The 20,169-nt window shown below is 64.3% G+C and carries 2 protein-coding genes; both read right to left on the reverse strand.

What is annotated here, in order from left to right; translation table 11 throughout:
- Positions 1 to 21: 21 nt before the first annotated feature.
- Complete coding sequence (locus AC0969_RS02645) at positions 22 to 1,698, reverse strand: ShlB/FhaC/HecB family hemolysin secretion/activation protein (RefSeq protein ID WP_479622573.1); 1,677 nt, start codon at positions 1,696 to 1,698, stop codon at positions 22 to 24.
- A complete protein-coding gene (locus AC0969_RS02650) occupies positions 1,698 to 19,985 on the reverse strand; it encodes a leukotoxin LktA family filamentous adhesin (protein WP_479622574.1) in 18,288 nt (6,095 codons plus the stop codon). Before AC0969_RS02650 ends, AC0969_RS02645 begins: the two co-directional genes overlap by 1 nt.
- Between the last annotated feature and the right edge of the window lie 184 nt (positions 19,986 to 20,169).

Consider the following 20,169-nt stretch of genomic DNA (forward strand, 5'->3'; position numbering starts at 1 on the left):
TTTAAAAAGGTTAACCCTGTTTTAGAACAGACTGGACACCAATTGCACCGTGACCTCGAAGTTGCGATTGGCCGCCAACGGCACCTTGTCCAGGCCGTGGCTGAAGGTGATTCGCAAGTTGGTGGCTTTGGCGATATTGGCATTCATACCCCAGCCGATGCCGCGCAGGTGTTCATGGGCCGGTAGCAAGGAGTTAGGGGGGCGAAAGGGATCGGTGTGGCCATAGTCAAAAAACACAAAGCCGCTGGTCACCACTTCGCGTGATGCCAGGTTGGCCGTGCCGACGGGGTGGTGCAGCTCCAGATTGAGCGCATACCCCTGGTCACCGCTGTAGCTGCCCGCCGCGTAGCCGCGCACACTGCCTTCGCCGCCCAGAAAGAACTGCTCGCTGGACACCAGGTTTTTATTCCCGGTAAATTGCCAGGACAGGTTGCTGCGCAGTGACAGTTTGTTGTCAAAGTCGTAGCTATAACGGGCGGAACCCCGGTCGATATCAAAGCGGGTGCCCTCCTCCAGCACGGTCGCCTTGCCTTGCGAATAGGTGTAGCTGGCGCCCCACTGGGCTTTGTCGTCGGCCACGTCGATGTCCAGGCCCACGCTGCCGTCTTTGGTGTCGGTGCGCACCAGGAACACATCGTCTAAGTAGTTGCTGCTGTTGCGTTTTTTGGCCCCGGCGGTCAGGTCTAGCCGCAAGGTGTTGTCCACATACACCGGTTGGCGCAGCGTGGCGACATGGGCAGACGAGCGCCCAGTGATGTGCAGGCTGGACAGCGGGCCGTACTTGATGGAAGTGCCGTCGTTGTAATAGGCCAGGTTCAAGCGTCCGCCCCAGCGGTTAAAGGGAAAGCCGTAGCTGGTGGCCCAACTATTTTGGCCGCCCGCCCCGGTGTACGACACCGACAGGTCATCGCGAAAACCGAACAGGCTGCGGTTGCGGTACGAGCCACCCGCACGCCATTGGCCGGTGACCTCGCTGCCGAGGTTGTCCAGGGTCAGCTGCATCTGGTGCAATGGTGGCTCAATCGCAGTGACCAGCATGTCGGTGGTGCCAAACTGGCTGCCTGGCTTGAGTTCGGCCTCTAGCCGCAGGTCGTTGGTGCGATTGAACCAGACCAGCGCGCGCTCCTGCCGGTCCAGATCGACCAGTGCACCGGGTACGAGTCCGATGCGGCGGGCGATGAAGCCCTCGCGGGTGGTGTCGTTACCGGTAATACCAATTTTCCCGACATGGCCCTCGACCAAGCGAACCTGCACCACACCGCCCGAGATGTCCTGCGGTGGAATGGAGGCCAGCGCCGTGACCACCCCTTTGGCCTTGTACAGCGCATTGACCTGGCCCGCCAGCGCTTGCAGCGCACTGAGCGTGACGCGCTGGCCACGGTACTGCACCGCAATTGCCTCCAACTCGGCTGGGCTGAGAATTTCAGAGGGCGAAAACTGGATCTCGCGCACCTCGAAACTAATCCCCCCCGGGATGCTGGGTGCAGGTGCCGCCGGAGCCACGGGCCGTTGCAGGGCTGGGGCCGTCTCGGCGGGCACACGTTCCTGTTCGCGGCGGCGGCGCTCTTCGTCCATCTGCCTCTGCTGCAAAGCGCCCGCATCCACGGAGGGCGGCACCACGACGGACTGCGCGGCGGCGGGCAGAGCGGCCAGCCCGACCAGCACGCACAAACTTAGATGCACAACTTGTTTAGCCATTATTTTTGTTCCAGCGAAACCGGGAATCCGGAAAATTGAACCCGCGCCACCCGCCGGGCCTTGGCTTCGGCTTTCCGGGTTTCCGGGTCTTGGGTGTCATCTTGCACGGCATCTTTGGACGTACGGCCCAGCGACAAAGCCATCTCGCTGGCCTCGAGCATGCTGCGGTTCTGGCCCGTAGACGACAAGGTGTCGTGCATTGCATCGCGGTAAATCACAAACGCATCGGTGAGGATGTGGTTATCAAACAAGGTAAAAGCAAACGGTGCACCCGCTGAGTACAGCTGCACCGAGGCATCCCGATGGATGCTGCGGTCATGCTGGTCCACCACTACCCGGCTCAATGGATTACGGACCACCAGACTGTCCAGGATGAGTGCATAGGTCACGCTTAAAGATCCCAAGGGCACATTCAGCGTGCCGGTGCGGGTTTTCAGTGCATCCAGCACAAAGCCCCCGGCCCCCGAGAGCGTGAGGTCCACATGGTTGGCCACACCGTTGTTAAAACCGGTCACAGTGCCGGTCACCGGGAACATCGTTTGCGCACTGGCCCGAAGCTGGTTAGCAGCTGCCAACGACTTCGCCAACCCTGTGCCGCTTTGCACATGCACCTGGATGTTGTTACCCGCCAGCAGAAAGCGGGTGTCCACCGTCAGCGAATCCACCGTGATGTTCTGCGGCGCGGTAATCACCGCCGAGGTCGCAGTGAGGCTGCCACCGCTGACGCTGCCTGCGGTTGACCCCAACGTCAACACGCCCTGCACCGTGGCGTTGGCTAGCTGCAAGTCGTTCTGGCCCGTCAGGCTGAAGTCCGAGCCCACCACCGCCGTACCCACCTGCACCACGCCCAACGGCGCGCTGAGTGTGGCGCTGCCTTGTGCCTGCAAGGTATCCACCACCACATTACCATCGGCTGCCGAGGCAGTCACGCTGCCGCCGCTCTGTAGGGTGGTCGCCGTCAGGCCGGTGCCTGCGTCCAACACCACATCGCCCGCCGCCGTGGCACTGCCCAAGGTGGAACCGAGGACCGACGTGGTGTGGATTGCACCTGCCGCGCTCACCAAGGTGGTGGCATCCAGCGTGTTACCTGCCAGCGTGATGCCCCCCTGCGCTTGCGCAGAGTCGATACGGGTGGCCCCCACGGATTGGGTGGCAATGCCGCCCGCCGTACTCACCAAGGTGGTAGCCGTCAGCTCTGCGCCCGATTGCAGGCCGATGCGGCCCGCCGCCGTGGCGTTTCCGACCACCATCGCCTGGGCGGAACTGGCGTTGAACGTGCCACCCACCACTGCGGTCAAAGCGGTGAGCTTGCCCAGTACGGCCTGCAAATCAATATTGCCCGCCGCCGTGGCACGGGTCACCTGCACATCGCCGCTGGTCGCCGTGGCCGTCACGCTGCCTGCGCTTTGAACCAATCCCAGCACCACCCCGGTAGCCCCCGTCACAGCGACATCGCCCTGCCCGCTGACACTGGCGAGTTGCACCAGGCCGGTGGTCGAGGTCAAGGCCACGCGGTGGCCCGCTCCGGTGCCCGTCACGCTGTTGCCCGTGATGGCACCGCTGGCGGTGATGGCAATGTGTTCACCCGCCTGCACACTGTCGATCACCACCGGGCCACGGATGGCCAGGTCCATACTTTGACCCGCCGTGGCATTGAGCTGGGGCACTTGCAGCTCCAGCGGGTTATCCAAGCCGATGCTGCCGCCTGCGGTGAGGCTGGCCTTGGCACCCAAACCGCCGTCCGCCAACACATCAAGGTGGGTATCGCCACCATCCAGCACGTTGCCGCCACTGGTGATGCGGATCGCATTCGCCGTGGTGTTGCCGCTGGAGATGCCGGTGATGGTGGCATCGCCCGTGGTGGCCACGGTAACCGTGCCGATGTCGGCCCGCAGCGTGGCACCGTCGGCCATCAGCAGCATAGTGGCATCCACCGACACCGCCTGGGCCGTGGCGGTAACAGAACCACCACTGCCAAACGCCAGCTGGTTGCCTGCAGACAGCGCCACCTCCGTGCCCTGCACCGCGCCGTCCAGCTGCATGTCCACCACGGAAGACAGACGCACTACATCGCCCGCCGTGACGGCTCCAAGATTGAAGCTGTGGCCGATCGGGCCGTTCAGGCCAATACCCTGCCCGGCCTGCGCCGTGATCGCGCCATCCAGGCCCACGCCCACATCCAGCGCATTGCTGGCGCTGCCAATGCTATTGCCCGCCACCAGGTCAACCGAAGTGCCCAGCACGTTGATGTCCGCATCGTTATTGGCATCGATGATGCTGCCGCTGGCGGTCAGCTGGATGGTGTTGCGCGAATACACGCTGTCCACCAGCAGGTCGCCCGTAGCACTGATCTCGATACTCTGGGTGGCACGGGCCACCAGGGTGGCACCGGCGACCAGATCCAGGCGCAGTGGCTGGGCTACGCTGCCGATGCCACCATCGGCCGCTTCCAGTACCAGGTTGCCCGTATGCACGGCCGGGGCAGCGCTGACGTTGGAAATGGAGCCACGCACCTTGATACGGGCCTGGCCCGCTGCATCTATGGTGCCCAGCAGGCCATCGCCCAACGAGGCCAGGAACATATTGCCCTGGTCGGTGCCTGCCACGGGAGCTGCAGCCACGCTGGCGTTCAGGCTTTCGGTGACGGCAAAGTTCACCGGCTTGCGCGGCAACACGGTGATGCTGCCATTGGTGAAGACCACGTCGGAGCGCTCGGCCGACGCCAGGGCGACCTTCATGGCATCGGTCAGGCAGACCGTGCCCGCCGCACAGCTAGGGTCGGCATTGGTGGGAATCACAATGGCCGTCTGGGTTTCACCAATCGACTTGCCTGCCTGGATCGTCACGTTGCGGCCCTGCACATTGGCGGCTTTAACGACCGGGTTGGTGTTGGTCAGCTCTTTGAGCAGGCCCGCCGAAACAGAGATACCCAGCTCGCGCTCGGTCCACGACGACTTGCCCAGCAGGCCGCTCACGCCATCCGCGCCGTGCTTGTCCAGCGCGGTGGCGGTATAGGCGTAGCTGCTGGCATAGGCCGTGGTGAGTCCGCCCACGCTGGCGTTCAGTGCGTGGTACTGCGCGGTGCGGTCGGCTTCAAAGGCCGTGATGCGGGCGGCATCCCAACCGCCCTCGACCAGGGCCGCACGTTCGTTGCCCGTCACCGTGTACTGGAAGGCGGCGTTATAGCTTGCTCCACCGTCGGCCTGGCGGCCACGCGCATTCCAGTAGCTGCGGTAGTCCTGGGTTTTGGCCTGCTCGAAAGCGTGCACGGTGTTGGCCTGGTTTTGCAGGTTTTCTGCCGTACCGGCGCGCAACCCCATCGAGTCCCAGTAGTTCACCAGTTCGGTCCAGGTGCGGCTGTCCACCTGCTCGGTGGCGTTGTTGTCGATCACGCTGCCAGGGGCTTTGACCAGCACGTCACCACCCGTGGACACCACGGTGTTCAGCAGCAGGTTGCCAGCACTGTTACCGCTCCAGTCGGTGGTGGCCTCCAGCCCGATATCGCCCGTAGCAGCAGCCGTCAAGCCGTAAAAGCCGCGCTGGGCCAGGTTGTCGGTGTAGCCCACATTGATCTTCAACGGCGATGCAATCGTGCCGATGCCGCCGTTGCGCGAGGTCAGGTCGATCATGTTGCCCTGGATGCGCGAGGCCGCCGTGGCCGCCAAGATGCTGCCGTCGGCGGTCAGCGCCACATGGCCCAGTTGGTTCAATGCATCGCCTGCGGCTTGTACCCGTCCGATCTTCAGGTCGCCAATGGTCTGCGCCACCCGTACGTTGCCGTTTTTGGCCTCGGCATTCAAGACCCCCCCTTTGACGGCCAGCGCAATCGCCTTGTCCGTACCCACGCTGCCAGAGGCCGTGAGCGTGATGTTTTTGCCCGAGGTCAGTGCCGTGTCGTTCAACTGCACGATGGACTGGTTGGCCACCACGGTATTGCCCGCCGTGTCCACCCCGGCGTTGATGCTGGTGTTGCCGGTGTTGTTGCGGATAGCGCCCTTGAGCAGCACGCTGCTATTGGAGTTGATCGCCACCGTGCCGGTGTCGTAGCCGCTGAACTCGATCTTGATGGCGTTATCGGCATCGATGGACTTGCGGTCCACGGTCTTGCTGACAATCACTTCGGTAAAGGTGGTGTGGTGCTTGCTGGCGATGCACAGCGTCCACCAATTGCAGTTGGACCATTCGCGGGTTTTGTTCCAGATGGAGTTGCCGACCTGGAATGTGGTGACCGTCTCCTGGAAACCGCTTTGGCTGTCCTTGGTCAGATACGTGCCGTCGCTGATGCGGTAGGCACTCTTGGTGAAGATGGCCGATTCACTCTCTACATTGCCCGTGGGGGTGCTGGCCAAATCCGAGGAATTGAACCACTGGGTGTTGTTGAACTGCCAGTAACGCTCCTGCGAGTTGTCGGTGCCAGTGGCCCAGTTGTAGCGCAGGCCGTTTTGTGGCGCATAGGTGGTGCTGCGGCAGGTGGGGTCGGTGGCCGTATTGCAGCTCACCTCCACATCGTTCTTGGTGACTTTGCCGTTCAAGCGTTGGTACACCGTGTGGTTGCTCACCACCTCGGTGCCGTTGATGCTCTGGATGTCGGTGATATCGATCACCCCGGCAATGCCGCGCCCGGTACCCGTGGGGTCAGATCCAGTGTCCAGGGTGTTGATAACCACCGCCCGCCCGGTGGGATTGGTGACCGTGATTTTTCCGTAGCCGTCCAGCGCACGCAAGATGCCGCTGCCGGTGGTGGAGGTGTTCAAAATCTGCCCGTAGATCTGGATGTGGCCGCCGCGCACTTGGGTTCCATCCAGCTCAAAGCGGTCCAGGGTCGGGTCGTAGTTGGCGCCAATGTTGCCGTAGTCAGGTACCAGCTGGTACAGGCCACTGCTGACGGCGGTGCGGGTGCTCCAGTCGCTGCTGTTCTTATCCGCCTGGGCCCAGGCCGTACCCATTTCGATACGCTTGGTCCGCGCGTTGTAGGTGACATTGCCAGCGCTACTGCTGCTGGCCAGTGAAAACAGGTAGGCCCCGCCCGTGTTGTTGTTGTACGTGTTCTGGGCGTTTTCCAGGGCACTGGCCAGGACCCCAAACAAGGCCGCCGACCCCGTCAAAATGGGCGATGCCGGCAGGGTGATATTCCAGTCGGCAATGCCGCTTTGCACCAGACTGTTGATATTCAGGTAGCGCGCACTCAACACCACGCTGCCGTTGGCCACAATGCCGCCGCCAACCGCTGTGCCGCTGTCGTGTATCGCGCCCGGATCACCGCCGACGTTGAAAAACCCATCCACATAGCTCTGCACGAAGTCGCCGTTATCGGCCATGATGTCCACCGTATTGGCGTTCACATTGCCCGATGAATACACGCTGCCCGACTTGCTGTGCACCGAGACCGAACCACGCATATTGGTGATGTCGCCCTCCATCTGGATGTCGGGCGATGGGGCCAGCACGGCCACCCCTGCCGCCAGCGGGTTGTAGTTGCTGGCCACCGTAATGCTGGGTGCGGTTGCGCCCTGGGTATCGCGGGTCAATACGGTCAGTCCCTCAGCCCCCGTGTGCAATTTGTTGATGCGGTTGATGTCCGCCGCCGAGTTGACCATCACGCCATTGAAGCGCACCAGCCCACCGTCGTCGCTGTCCACCGTGAGTTTGTTCAGCACCAGAAAATCGGGCGTGTTGTTGGTCACGGTGATGCTGGCATCGCCCGGGGCCAGCAGCTTGCCGTGGCCACTAAGCTCATCACCCTTGACGCGGATATTGCCCAGCTTGACGGTGATGTCGTTCACATGCACAAAGTCAGCCACCGGTCCGTTTTCTGCCACGGCAGACTGGGTATTCAGGTTGCTGGTCAAACTATCCACCAGCCCCAGCGCGCTGCTGCGGCTATCCAGCGCCCCTTGCAACGTGGTGTTGCTGGCCGTGGCGGTGGTGATGCTGGTCGCCGCCGTACCCAACGCCGTGCGGGCCGTGTTGCCACTGTTCAGGCTAGTCGTAATGCTGGTCACCGTAGCGCTATCGGTGCTGCCACCGTCACTAAAGGTGCTGGCCAGGCCGCTTTGCAGGGTCTTGATGCTGGCCGCGTTGCTGTTGTAGCTGTCGGCACTGGCCTTGATCTCGGCATTGCGCGTGGCGATCGCCTGCACCAAGGTGTCCACCGTCGCGCTTTGTGTGGCCACACTACTCTGGCGGCTCTGGATCTGTGCCTGTAGTGCCGCAGTTTGCGCGGCATCCGTCACATTTTGGCTCTGGAGGGTCAGCTGGGTAATTTCACCCAGCAAGGTGTTGATGCTGGTTTTGGTGCTGAAAATGGTCTGCTGGGCCGATAGGTTCAGAGCCTGGTCGGTGTTGATGGTGTTGAGTAAGCCCGCATTGGTTGCCACCAATCCGTTGCTGCCGTATACCGCCTGGTAGTTGGCGTTGGCGGTGTCCTTGTGGGCCAGCGCCAGCAGATTGGTCTGCACACTGTTGTTCACCCCCACCAGCGTGTTGGCACTGCTGCCTATGTTGCCGGTGGCGCTGCCGACTGTGGCCGTGGTGCTTTGCTCGGTGCTGCTGATGGTGCTAAAGGCGCTCGTGGCGTTGGCCACGTTGAGCAAAATACTTTGCTTGGCCGCCTGTAACGGGCTGGGGTTGTTCCACTGCCCGGCGTTGTAGCTGGTAGGGTTACCGTTGGCATCAAAAGTGCCAGCGGCCAGGCCCATCTCGACCAGTTTGAACAGCAAGAAGTTCACCTCGGCCTTGTAAGCACCCACCGCCACCGTGTCGCCCGCATACTGGACCATCAGGTCGTTTAGCTTGTCGATGCGGGCCTGGATGCCCGATCCAATGCTCTGCGCCGAGTTCACCGTGTAGGACACGTTGTCCGACTTGTCCACCGCCAACCGCCACAAGACGACAGAGCTCTCTACCACCCGGTTTGCAGCCGTCACCACATTGCCATCTTCGTCCACATACTGGCCGCTGGCATTGGTCAGGTAGGTGGTGACCGTCACCGGCGTGGTCGACTTATTGCCGTTTGCGTCTACAAACTCAATCCCTAGCGTCAGGTGCGCGCTGCGGTTGATGCCGGTCAGCACCGTGCCGTCCACATGGACGCGGGCCGTGCCCACCACGCTGGTGCTGCCGCCGGTTACGTCAAACGACACGTCGCCACCGCCAAACAAGTTACTGATGCCGCTGGCCGCTGCCGCCAGGGCCTCGCGGTACAGGTCTTTGCCGATGCCTTTGGCGTAGGCTGAGACCGTGCCTTTTTCGGCATACAAGGCAATGTCGCTGGCGGCCGATACGGTGCTGGCCGCCGTGACCGTACCGTCTGCGGCTACGTCTGCGGCGATCTCCACCGTCGCGTTGTTGGTGATGTTGGCCTGCGCATCGGGGGTGATGGTGATCGGGATGGCCGTCTTGTTCCACAGATTGACGGTGGCCCGTGCGTCAATGGCATTCACCGCGCCATCGGTGGTTTGCCCGGCCGCCAGCAGCACCGTGCCATCGCTGGCTTCCAGCGTTGCGTTTCTGCCAACAATGGCGGTGTTTTGCCCGTGGTACTCCACCAGCGCCGTACCCGACGGAGCGCCCGCCAGGCCGTAGACATTGGCATTGGCCCGTGCGTCCATGCGGACATCGGAGCGCGCCCCGGCGTTGATGGCCCCGGTGTCGCTCACCACCTTGGAGCCATCGCCAAAGGCCACCGTGGCGTTCGACTGGCTGACGACGAGCTTGGACACCGCACGCGCCACCGCAATCAAGCCGCCGGAGTCCAGCTTGGCCTTGTCGTGCAGCACGATGGTGTTGAGCGCGTCCATATTGAAGCTGCCGTCGCTGCTGCCACTGAGCACATGCACATCGGCGTTGCTGCCAACGCTGGCCGTGGTGTCGTGGCGGACGGTGGTTTCGCTGCTACCTGCGGGCAGGTCAATCACCCCGCCAGAGCCGGAGTTGATGTTCCAGTCGGCCGCGTCCCCCGTGCTGGCATTCAGCCAGTCTTTGCGGCTGGTGTTGGCCGCGTCGATGTCCACAAACCGGGCCCGCACCACGCCGTTGGCCCCAATGCCTGCGTTCACCGTGCTGTTGACCGTGTTGTGGGCGCTGGCACCACTGGCACCGACGATGGAGGCGTTGATGCTGTCCACACTGGCGTTGAATTGCGTCGTATGCCGGGCCGCAATGGTCAAGGTGGTGGCAGCAATGCCGTGCGTGGCATCACCGCTGCCGGTGCTGGCCTGGGTGTTGCTGGTGCTGCGGGTAGTGGCCGATGCCGCCGCGCCAGAAACAATGCCGCCGCTACCCGAGGTGGCGTTGGCGATCGTGCTGTCGCTGCCCGTGGCGCTGACGGTAAGCGCCGTACTCAAGGCAGTAGGCGAGGCATGCACGGTGACGTCATCGCCCAGGGTTGCCGTGGTAACACTGTTGGTGGTGGCCACGGCCTGGTTGAACCCCGCCGCCACGATGCCCACCGCGATGCCCGAGGCATCGGCCTGCTGCGACGTGGTGTTGTTGGCATCTACCAGCACCGTACCGCTTGCCACCAACGTGCTGTCGTCGCCCACCGTGGCATTCACCTGCGCATCGTGGCTGGCTTTGGCATCGGTGGCATTGATACCCGCAAACAAGGCCCCGGAGGCGCCCTTGGCGTTGGCGGAAATATTGGCCCCGCTGCCCGCCAGCAGCTGGCTTGCCTGCACGGTAAGGTTGCGCCCCTTCAGCGTGGTGCTGTTGCCCAGCGTGGCACTCACCTTGGAAGTCGCCTCGGCCACGGCCTTGGACAGCCCGGCTGCGAGATTGCCGCTGAGGTTCAGGCCCCGCGATGCGGCATGGGCTTGGGTTTGGCCCGTGGCGATCACGCGGGCATCTTCGGTCAGGGTGATGTTGCCGCCGCCCACCGTGGCATGCACTGTCGGTGAGGCTTTGGCGGTCGCCACTGCGCCGCTGGCCGCTGCACTCAGCCCCCCAGCCAAGGCCGTACTGTCGCTGCTGGCGTTGACATTGGCATCCGCCAACACGCTCAGTGCGCGCACCCTGTCGCCACTACCTGAGCCGATGGCCGCACCACTGCCAATAGAGGCCGTGGTCGCACCCGTGGCTTCGGTATAGGCCACCGACGCACCGGCGGCCAGCGCACCCAGGCTGGCACTGCCCGTGGTGCTCTGTAGCGTGCGCTGGTCGGCTGCCTGCACCCGCACTTCGTCGGCCCGGTGCACTTGCACGTTATTGCCTATTGCTGCCGTGGTGTTGCTGTGGTCGATCAGGCTGGCGTAGGCGGCGTTCAGCGCCACCCCTGCCAAGGCCCCGGCATAGCCCTTGGCACTGGCGTTCTCGGTGGTGGCGGCATGCAGCTGCACATCGCCCCCCACCGTGAGCTGGGTCGCGTCTCCGATACGCGCCTGGTTATTCAGCTGGATATCGGCCAGTGCCACCCCCGCGCCCAGGCCTACGCCACCGCCTGCCAGTGCCCCCCCAAGGGCGGCATATTGCAACGAACCACGGGCGTTTACGCCCACATTACCCCCGGTCGTTACCACCGCATTGCTGCCGATGCTGGCCGAGTTGCCTGCAGTGCCCGCCGCTGTGAAGGCGCTGCTGGTCTTGACTGCCGTGCGCTTGGCTTGCGCCTTGGCAGACACGTCGCGGGTATGGGCGTTGTCCGAACTGGCCAGCATATTGCCGACCGTGCCGTCCGAAGACTGGCTGTCGGCCTGGCCGCCGATTGAGCCATTGCTGGTCAACTGGCTTTGAGATTCGCTACCCAGGCTGTCGCCCACGGAATACACCGAGATACCGCCCGCCACGCCGACGATGCCGCCCGCCGCACTCACCACCGTGCTGGTGATGGTCTCCGTGCCTAAGGCATTCACCAGTACATCGCGCTGGGCGGCCACATGGGCTCCGTTGCCGATGGAGGCGCGGGTGTTGTTCTTGACCACACCCACATCCACGCCGCCCGCCACCGCCCCCGCGCCGCCCGCCAGCGAACCGGCTACCACCTGCGAGGTAAATACATTGCGGGCGCTGACATTCACGTCCTGCGCCGCGTTGGCTCCGGCATTGCTACTGTTGATACGCGCGTTGTCGCCAATCGAGGCGGCGGTGTCGGACTTGACCACCTCCACCGCCACCGCACCCGAAACGCCCGCATACAGTCCGCCCGCCGCACTGGCGGCAAGGCTGAACAGGTCTTCGCTGGACGTGGCCTGCACCTGCACACCCGTGCCGCTGCCAGTGGCCGTCTCGCTAGTCCCCGTATAGGCCGCCATCGCATCGCTGTGGCCCAGAGCATTCACGGTGACCGCGTTGCCCACGATGGCTTGGGTATCTTTGGTGATGGTGGTCACGCCCACCGCCACGCCCACACCCGCCGCGCCCAGCCCGGCTGCCGCTGCACCGGCCACCATGTCGCTGCGGGTGTCGTCGCTGGCATGGATGCGGACATTGCCGCCTGCGCTCACCAGCGTGGTGGCCGCCGTGCCACCTTCGATCAGCGCCTGGGTGGTGTTATTGATGCTGACCACCGACACCGATCCGGCAATCGCCACCGTGCCTGCCACCGCCATGCCCACGCCCACATCCAGCACTTCTTCCCGCCCAACGGCCAGCACTTCCACATCGCGGGCCGCTTGTAGCTGGGCATTGAGCCCCACCGAGGCCACGGTGGTGTTCTGGGCGATGAACACATCGGCCCCAGCCCCCGCACCAAATGCGCCACCGCCTGCCGCCGCCCCGGCCAGGCCGAGGTGGAACTGCTCGTTCCCCGCCGCCACCCGCACCGACTGTGCAGCGTTGGCCGCACCGAATGCCGTATTGCGGTTGATCTGCGCCGTGCTGCCAATGCGGGCCTGGGTGTCGGTAACTACCGTCAACACATTCGCCCCCAGCATGACGGCAGCCGCACCGGCTGCACCGCCGGTGATGGCAAAAGATTTCACACTGTCGCTATTGGTCGCAGTCACCGCCAGACCCTTGACGGTACTGGTGTTGCGCGTGGCCGTGCGCTGCTGCGTCAGTGCCTGGAAGGCCGAACGGCTGAGGCTATGGCCTTCGGCATCCTTGGGGGCAAAGCCCGCATTGGTCACCCGCCCGGCCCCGGTAATGCCGCTGCCGTAGCTAACGGTGTACGTGCCGTCGGCGGCGACTACGCCGTCACCCCGGCCCAGCGCGGTGACCGATGCGCCGTCGCCAATCTGGCTGTACGTGGTTTTGTCCAACAGCAATACACCCACGGCCGCGCCGATCGCCGCCGAGCCGCCGCCTGCTGCGCTGCCGCTGATGAAGTCCACGGTGGTGCGCCCATCCGCCGCCACCAGGGCACTGCCCAAGGTGTTGAGCGTGCTGTTTGCGCCCACCAGCGCCTGGGTGTCGGTGGTCAGTGCATACACCCCCACCGAACCCGCCAGCCCGGCCGAGCCGCCCACGCCAAAGCCAATGGCCGTGACCCGCAGGTCTTCGGTGGACGTAGCCTGTACTGCTATCGTTTTCGCAGCTGCTACCGCAGTACCTTCGCCCACTGTGGCATTGATTGTCTTATTTATTACACCTACATCACCCACGGCCCCACCGCCCACGCTGCCGCCAGCGCCCGCACCCGCAGCCATGTCAAACAGCGTGGTGCTATCGGTCGCCGCCAGGGTCAGGCTTTGGTCGGCCAGAGTTTGGCCTTGGTTAAACCGCACGTTCTGGCCGATGCTGGCTTCGGTCGTTGTGGTGAGTACATTCACCAGCGCCGCACCGCCCACGGCCACCGATCCGCCACCGGCTGCACCAATGGCAAAGGTGGTCAAGTCTTCAGACGCAGTGGCCGTGATGCGGGCAGCCAGCGCGGCATTCACCGCCACACCATCGCCCAGCGTGGCCGAGGTCTGGTTCTCTACCGTGTTGACCGCACCGGCCACGCCCACGCCCACCGAGCCGCCCACCGCCACGCCGCTGGCAACGTTCAGGCTCGTCAAGGTGTTCGATGCTGCCAGGGTGAAATTGCCCGCGCTGCTGAGATTGGTGCTGGTCGATGCTGCCACGCTGGCCCGGGCCTGGTTCTGTGCGATCAGCACGTTGGCCACGCCGCTGACCCCCACCGAGCCGCCCACACCGCCGCTAAACCCCAGGAGCTGCACGTCTTGAGAATTGCTGGCCGTGATGGCCATGCTGCCCGCCGTGGCCTGTGTATCTGCGTCGATATGGCTGCGGGTGTCGTTACTGCTGCGCACTACTGCACTGGACACGCCCACGCCCACCTTGCCGCCCACTGACACCCCCGCCGCCAGACTGGTGGCCGTGGTGTCATTGTTGGCCGCCAAGGCCAAGGCCCCGGTGGTATGGATGCGGGAGCCGCTGCCGATAGCCGCCTCGGTACTGTCCTGGAACACGCTGACGGCAAACGCACCCGCCACCGCTGCTGTGTCGCCCGCAGCGCCCGACAGGGCTTCGGCGTAGTAATTGGCCCCGCCTAGCAGCGAGCCGTGGGTGAGCTGCGCAGGGATGCCAGACACATCGTCCACGTTGTCGATGTGCAGCGAGAACCCGCCCGGCAGCACCTTGTAATTCTCTGCATCCAAGCTAAGGCTGGCGGCGCTGATGTCGCTGCCACTACCCACCAGAGCCTGGTAGGTGTTGTTGGAGACGATGGTGGCCACCGCCGCGCCCACCCCCACCTTGCCACCCACCGCACCGGCCCAGGCTTTGGCCCCGAGCATGCTGGTGTTGAAAGCGTTGATCTGCATCGCACCGGCCTGCGCTACGCTGCTGTTGGATCCCAGCGAGGCCAGGGTTTGCGCGTTGGACACCACCACCGCAAAAGCCCCGGCCACGCCCACCTTGTTGCCCCCCGCCCCGGCGATGCCTTCGGCGGCCAGCTTGTTGGCAAAAGCCGCATCGCGGTTCTGGCTGGATGTCGCCTGCACGGTGATGTCACCCGCCTGCGTGATGTGGGTGCTGTCGCCCAACGCCGCCTGGGTGCGGTTGTTGGTGATGGCAATGCCCACGCCCACCGCCACGCCGACCTTGGTGTTCGGGTCTACCGCATCGCCTGCGCCCCGGGCGCTGAAGTTGCTGTCGCTGCTGGCCGTGACCTGCATGGCACCGCCGGATGACAGCGTGCGCCCGCCGGTCACCGTGGCCTCCACCGCATCGTCCAGCACCACCACGCCCACGGCGGCGGCCACATTCACCTTGCCGCCGCCGCTGCTGCCTTGGCTGGTCTGGCTGTTTTGGTTGTCCTTCAGCGCTTTGCTGCTGGCCGCGCTGTCCGACTGGGTTTTGTTTTGGTTGTAGCTGTCTTCAGACTGCGAGCCACCGGCGCTGGCGCTGGCATCGGCCGTGTTGGCGCGGGTGGCACTGGCCGTAATGTCCAGCGTGCCGACCGCCGCCAGGTCGCGGTCCAGCGTGGCGCGGGTCGTGCTGTGGCTGCTGATGCTGCCCGCCGATGCACCCACCGCCACCGAGCCCGATTTCGCCACGCCCTTGGCCGTAGCGGTATGCGTGCCGCTGCTGCTGGCAGCCAAATCGACATTGCGGCTGGCCGCGATGGCAGTTCCAGCGGCAATCGACGCGTTGGTAGTTTGGTTCAGGGTGGCCACCGCCACTGCGGCATCAAAAGCCAGCTTGCCGCCAGCCGCACCCGCTGTGGCCTCGGTCTGGCTGTCCACACTGGAATGGGCCGATACGTCGATATCCCGCGCCTGGGTCAGCGTTGTGTTGGTGCCGATGCTGGCGCTGGACGTGGCGTCGACCAGATTCAACGCAACCGACACTCCCACCCCCACCTTGCCACCCGTAGCACCGCCGCTGGTGGTGGGCGTGGCTTTGGCGCTATAGCTGGCGCTGTCATCGGAAGCCAATTGCACGTCGCCACCCAAGGCATTCACGGCCACACTGCTACCCACTTGCGCTTGGCTGCTGGTGCTGCCGATGTTCAGCGCCAGCGAGGCGGCAATGCCGACCTTGCTACCGCCCGCACCGGATTCGGCCGTGGCGGCCAGCGTATGGGTGGTGTCCCCAGTGCGGTCTTCCATGCCCGCCTGTAGCGTGACACCTTGGGCCGTAATGCGAGCGCTGTCGCCGATGCGGGCCAGAGTTTGCGTGGTGACCTTATTCACCGCCACGGCAGCGCCTATGCCCACCTTGGCACTTTTGCCCACGGCATCGGCGTCGGCAGCGGCGCTGCCATCGGTGTTGCCGCTAGCGCTGAGACTCAAAGCCCCGCTGGTACGGATGGTGCGACCCGCCCCCACGCTGGCAGTGGCCTGCACGTCGATGATGTTCACGGCGGCCGCTGCCGCTACCGACACCTTACCTTCGCTGGACGAGGCCGAGGGTTTGCCGCTGGCCGCGCCGCTGGTGGCAGACTGCTGGCCGCTGTCGCCCACCGTGTTCTTACTCTGTTGCTGCTGGCCAAAGCCGACCTGGTTGCCGACCTTGTCGTCCACGCTAGCGTCTTCCTCTTTCTTGCCATTGGCATCGGTCGCGCCCGCCTCGTCATCGCTCTTGCCGCCGGTCGCGCTGGCGCTGGCCGTGCTGGTGTGGCTGGACGCGGCATGCACGGTAAAGCGGACATCGCCCGTGGCATCCAGAATGTCGCGGTCGGTCGTGGCCGTGACCACATCGTTCACCAGGGCAATCGCCACGGCTGCGCCAAAGGCCGCCTTCTCGCCCTGGCTGCTGCCCTTGGCGCTGGTGGTGGTGGTGCTGAACTGGGTGGCCGTCACCGACACGCTGCCCGCGTTCTGCAAGGCGCTGCCGCTGCCTAAGCGTGCCGTAGTGCGGTTGTTCACCATCGCCAGGGCCACCACCGGGGTGATGGACACGCCGCCCTCGGACCCCGCTTCGGCCTGGGTGGTCACGCTGTGGTCTGCCGTGGCCTGCACCGCCACGTTGCCTGGAGCGGTCAGCACCGCACCATCTTGCACTTCAGCCACCACCCGGTGGCCCACCACGTTGATGGCCACCGATGCGCCGATGCCCACCTTGTCGCCGCTGGCCGTTGCGTCATCCGCCGGAATAGCGATGGCCGTGCTGCTGGTGTTGCCCTGTGCCTCCAGGCGGGTGCCTGCGCCCCCGGCATCGACATTGGCCCCGGACCCGATTTGCGCCTGGCTGGAGCTATCGACCAAATTCAAAGCCAGCGACCCGGCCAAGCCCACCGCCGTGCCGCCCGCGCCTGATGCGGCTTGCGCAGAAAAACTGTGCACCAGGTCTGAACCATCACCCTGCACGTCGGTCATGGTGGCTTGCAGCAGCAGGCCGTGGGCGTGGACCACGGCGTTTTGGCCGATGCTGGCCTCGGTGGCCGAGTGCACCAGGTTGATGGCCGCCGCCGCACCGATGCCGACTTTGCTGCCACCACCCGCGTTGCCGTTGGCGCTAATGTCTGCATCGGTGTTATTGCTGGCCGACAGCGTGAACAGGCCCGCCGCCGTGATGCTGCCGCTGGCGGGCACAGTGGCCCGCACGCTAGATTTCTGGATATTGATACCCACGGCAGCCGCCACCGAGAGCTTGCCCTCGCTGGTGCTGGCCGAGCCCTTGCCAGCCTTCTGATCGGCCACGGCGCTGGAGGAGGAATCCTTTTGCGTGGCATCGCCCACGTCGTTGTTCGCCTGGGTTTGCTTGCCGAAGTCGAGCTGCTTGCCGACCTTGTCGTCCACGCTGCCGTCTTCCTTGGCGCTGCCCGCATCCGCGTCGCTGCTGCCACCGCTGGCACTGGCTGTGGCGCTTACCGTGCTAGCCGAAGCCCCCGAAGCTTTGAAGGCCACCGCCCCGCCACCGTTCACAGCGCGGGCCGTGGTGGACTCCACACTGTCGTCGATCAAAGCCACGCCCACGGCAGCACCAATGGCCGCCTTGCCGCCCACCGCGCTACCGGTGGCCGTGGTGGTGTTGACGGAAACTTGCTCGGCCTGCACCAGCAGGTCACCGCTCAAGGCCAGCGTGCCGCCCGTACCCAAACGCGCCGTGGTGCGGTTGTTGATGAGCGCTACCGCCACCGACGGGGTGATCGCCACGCCGCCTTCGGAACCCGCTTCGGCCTCGGTGCTGCTGGTGTGCGTGCCCTGGGCCAGCAGCGTCACATCGCCCGCCCCCAGCAGGCCAGCGCCGTCGGCCAGTTCGGCCAAGGTGCGCGTGCCCACCACGTTGACCGCCACCGATGCACCGATGCCCACTTTGTCGCCCGTAGCCGGGCCACCAGGCAGCGCCTGCACGCTGGATGCGGTGTTGTGTGTAGCGTGGAACGCCACCGCGCCACCCGCCAGCGCGACCCGTGCATTGGCCTGCACCACTGCCGCTGTTGCACCGTCGATCGCCGCCATCGCCAGCGACCCGGCAAGCCCCACATTGCTGGCCCCTGCGCCCGATACCGCGCTGGTGCTGAAGGTGTTGGTAGATGCCGTCGGGGCCATGCCCGCCGTCACCCCCAGGCTACCCGCAGACAAAGTTTGGGCTACCGTTGCCGTGTTGCTGAATTTGGCGAGATTGATCGCCACTGCCACGGCTACACCCGTAGCACTGGCCACCGTGCTGGCATCGGCGCTGATGCTCGCGCTGTTATTCGACAGGCTGCTGACCACCACCGCGCCGCCCACCGTAGCCGCCTGCGACGAGGCCAGGCTGGCCGAGGTACTGCTTTGCAAATCACTCACCACCACTGCGCCCGCCACCTTGATACCGCCGCCGCTGGAGCCGCTGTCGCTGGTTTGGGTGTTGTCTTTGTAGGTGGTTAGCACCTGGCTGCTTTCGCTGTTGCCGCTGCTGTCTTCGGTGGCTCCCTGAGCAGCAGCCTTGGCGCTGACCAGCACCGTGTTGGCCGACGTAGCAGCCAGCGTCAACGCACCGGCCTGCACCACCGCCGCGCCGTCGATCGCCACGCTGGTGGTGGTGCGCAGCTTGCTCACCGCAACCGAGGCACCGCCCCCGCTGCTGCCGCTGGACGTGGCATCGGCTACCGAAGTGCTGGTCACCGTGTTGCTGGCCTGCACATCCAAGAGCCCACCCACCGTCAACGCTGCGGTGTCGGTGACATGCACGGTAGCCGTACTGCGCACATCGGACACCGCCACCGCCGCATCCGCCGCCTGGCCGGACAAGGCCGTGCTGGGCCGGGCATCGGTAGTGACGGTAGACGTTGCCGCCAACGCCGCAGCGCCACCCACCTGCAATACCGTGCTACCGCCCACCTCCACGCTAGCCGCAGACACCACGCGCTGCACCGACAAAGGCACGGGCGACACGGTGTTGGTGGAGGTATGCACCTCGGCATTCGCCGTGACCGACAGATTCCCCGATGCCGTGATCTGGCTGGACTGGATGCTGACGCTGGCCGTGGCCTCGGCCGGGTTAATGCCGTTGGACACCAGCAGCGATGCATCAGTCAACACCGAACTGGCGGCGATGGTGACATGGTGGCCCGTGATAGCCACGTGGTCTAACTCAATCTGCGCCGGGCCATCTGTGTGGGTTGCGGTCAACGTGACATCGTTGTCCGCCACGATTACGATATTGCCGCCCCTTAGCACCACCTTGGAGCCCGTATTCAGGCCGTTGGCATTCACCACATCACTGAAATCTGGCGCTGTGCCCACAAAGCTCGCACCGCTGTAAATCGAGCCGCCGACATGCACCGCCCCCGCGCTCAGGGTCACACCATTCAAGGTGTTGATGCGCCCCAGGATAGTTACCGTGCCATTCGCATTGCGCGGCGCAGTGCCGCCCAGCAACTGGTTGACCGAGCCAGCATCTGGCGTACCCTGCGGGCTGAAAAATCCGTCCACAAATCCGGTGGTCGGGGTGCTCACGTTCAAGCTGCCCATATTCAACACCCCCCCGGCACCCACCACCAAACCATGCGGATTGACAAACCACACGTTGCCGCCGATCTGCCCGTTCTTGATGGCATTTAGCGTGCCGTAGATATCGCTGCGCGCATCACTCACAAGATTAATCAAGTTAGTGCTGCCGCTAGGCACCACCAGATTGGCCGTGTAGCCACTGGCGAGATTGAAGGTGCCAAATGAATTGAAGGCATTACTGCCCGTCACCGTGGTGGTGGTGGTGGTGATGTTGACGGTGTTGCCGCTGGTGGCCAGCGTCGTCACGGTCTTACCCGTGGTGGTGATGCCGTCCGCAGGCCCGGCGGTGGCCGGAGGCCCCAGCACAAAGCCTAGGTTCAGCGCCAGCAGTGCCGACAAGCGCCGCCGCCCCGTGCCCGACTTGCCACGCCCCCGAGACGTCTCGGCCACTGCCACCCATAAACGCAAGGTCTCGCTCCACACAAGACGATAAACACGGTTCATGGAGGAATGGCGATGCATGGGGTTTCTTTCTGGCGAATGCCAGAAAGGCATGCGCTTAATTTGCAATAAACATGAAATATTTCACTATTTTCTCAATAATTTTACATTGCGCAACAATAAATTACATTTTTATTGCATACAAAAAAATTACCAAACCCATTTTGGGAAAAGAAAATATGCGTAATATTTACAAAAAGGACGC

The sequence above is a fragment of the Rhodoferax sp. LB1P47 genome, assembly GCF_056521445.1.

What these genes read in the sequence shown, in the direction of transcription:
- AC0969_RS02645 (WP_479622573.1), bottom strand. Translation starts at nt 1,698, where the DNA reads ATGGCTAAACAAGTTGTGCATCTAAGTTTGTGCGTGCTGGTCGGGCTG.
- AC0969_RS02650 (WP_479622574.1), bottom strand. Translation starts at nt 19,985, where the DNA reads ATGCATCGCCATTCCTCCATGAACCGTGTTTATCGTCTTGTGTGGAGC.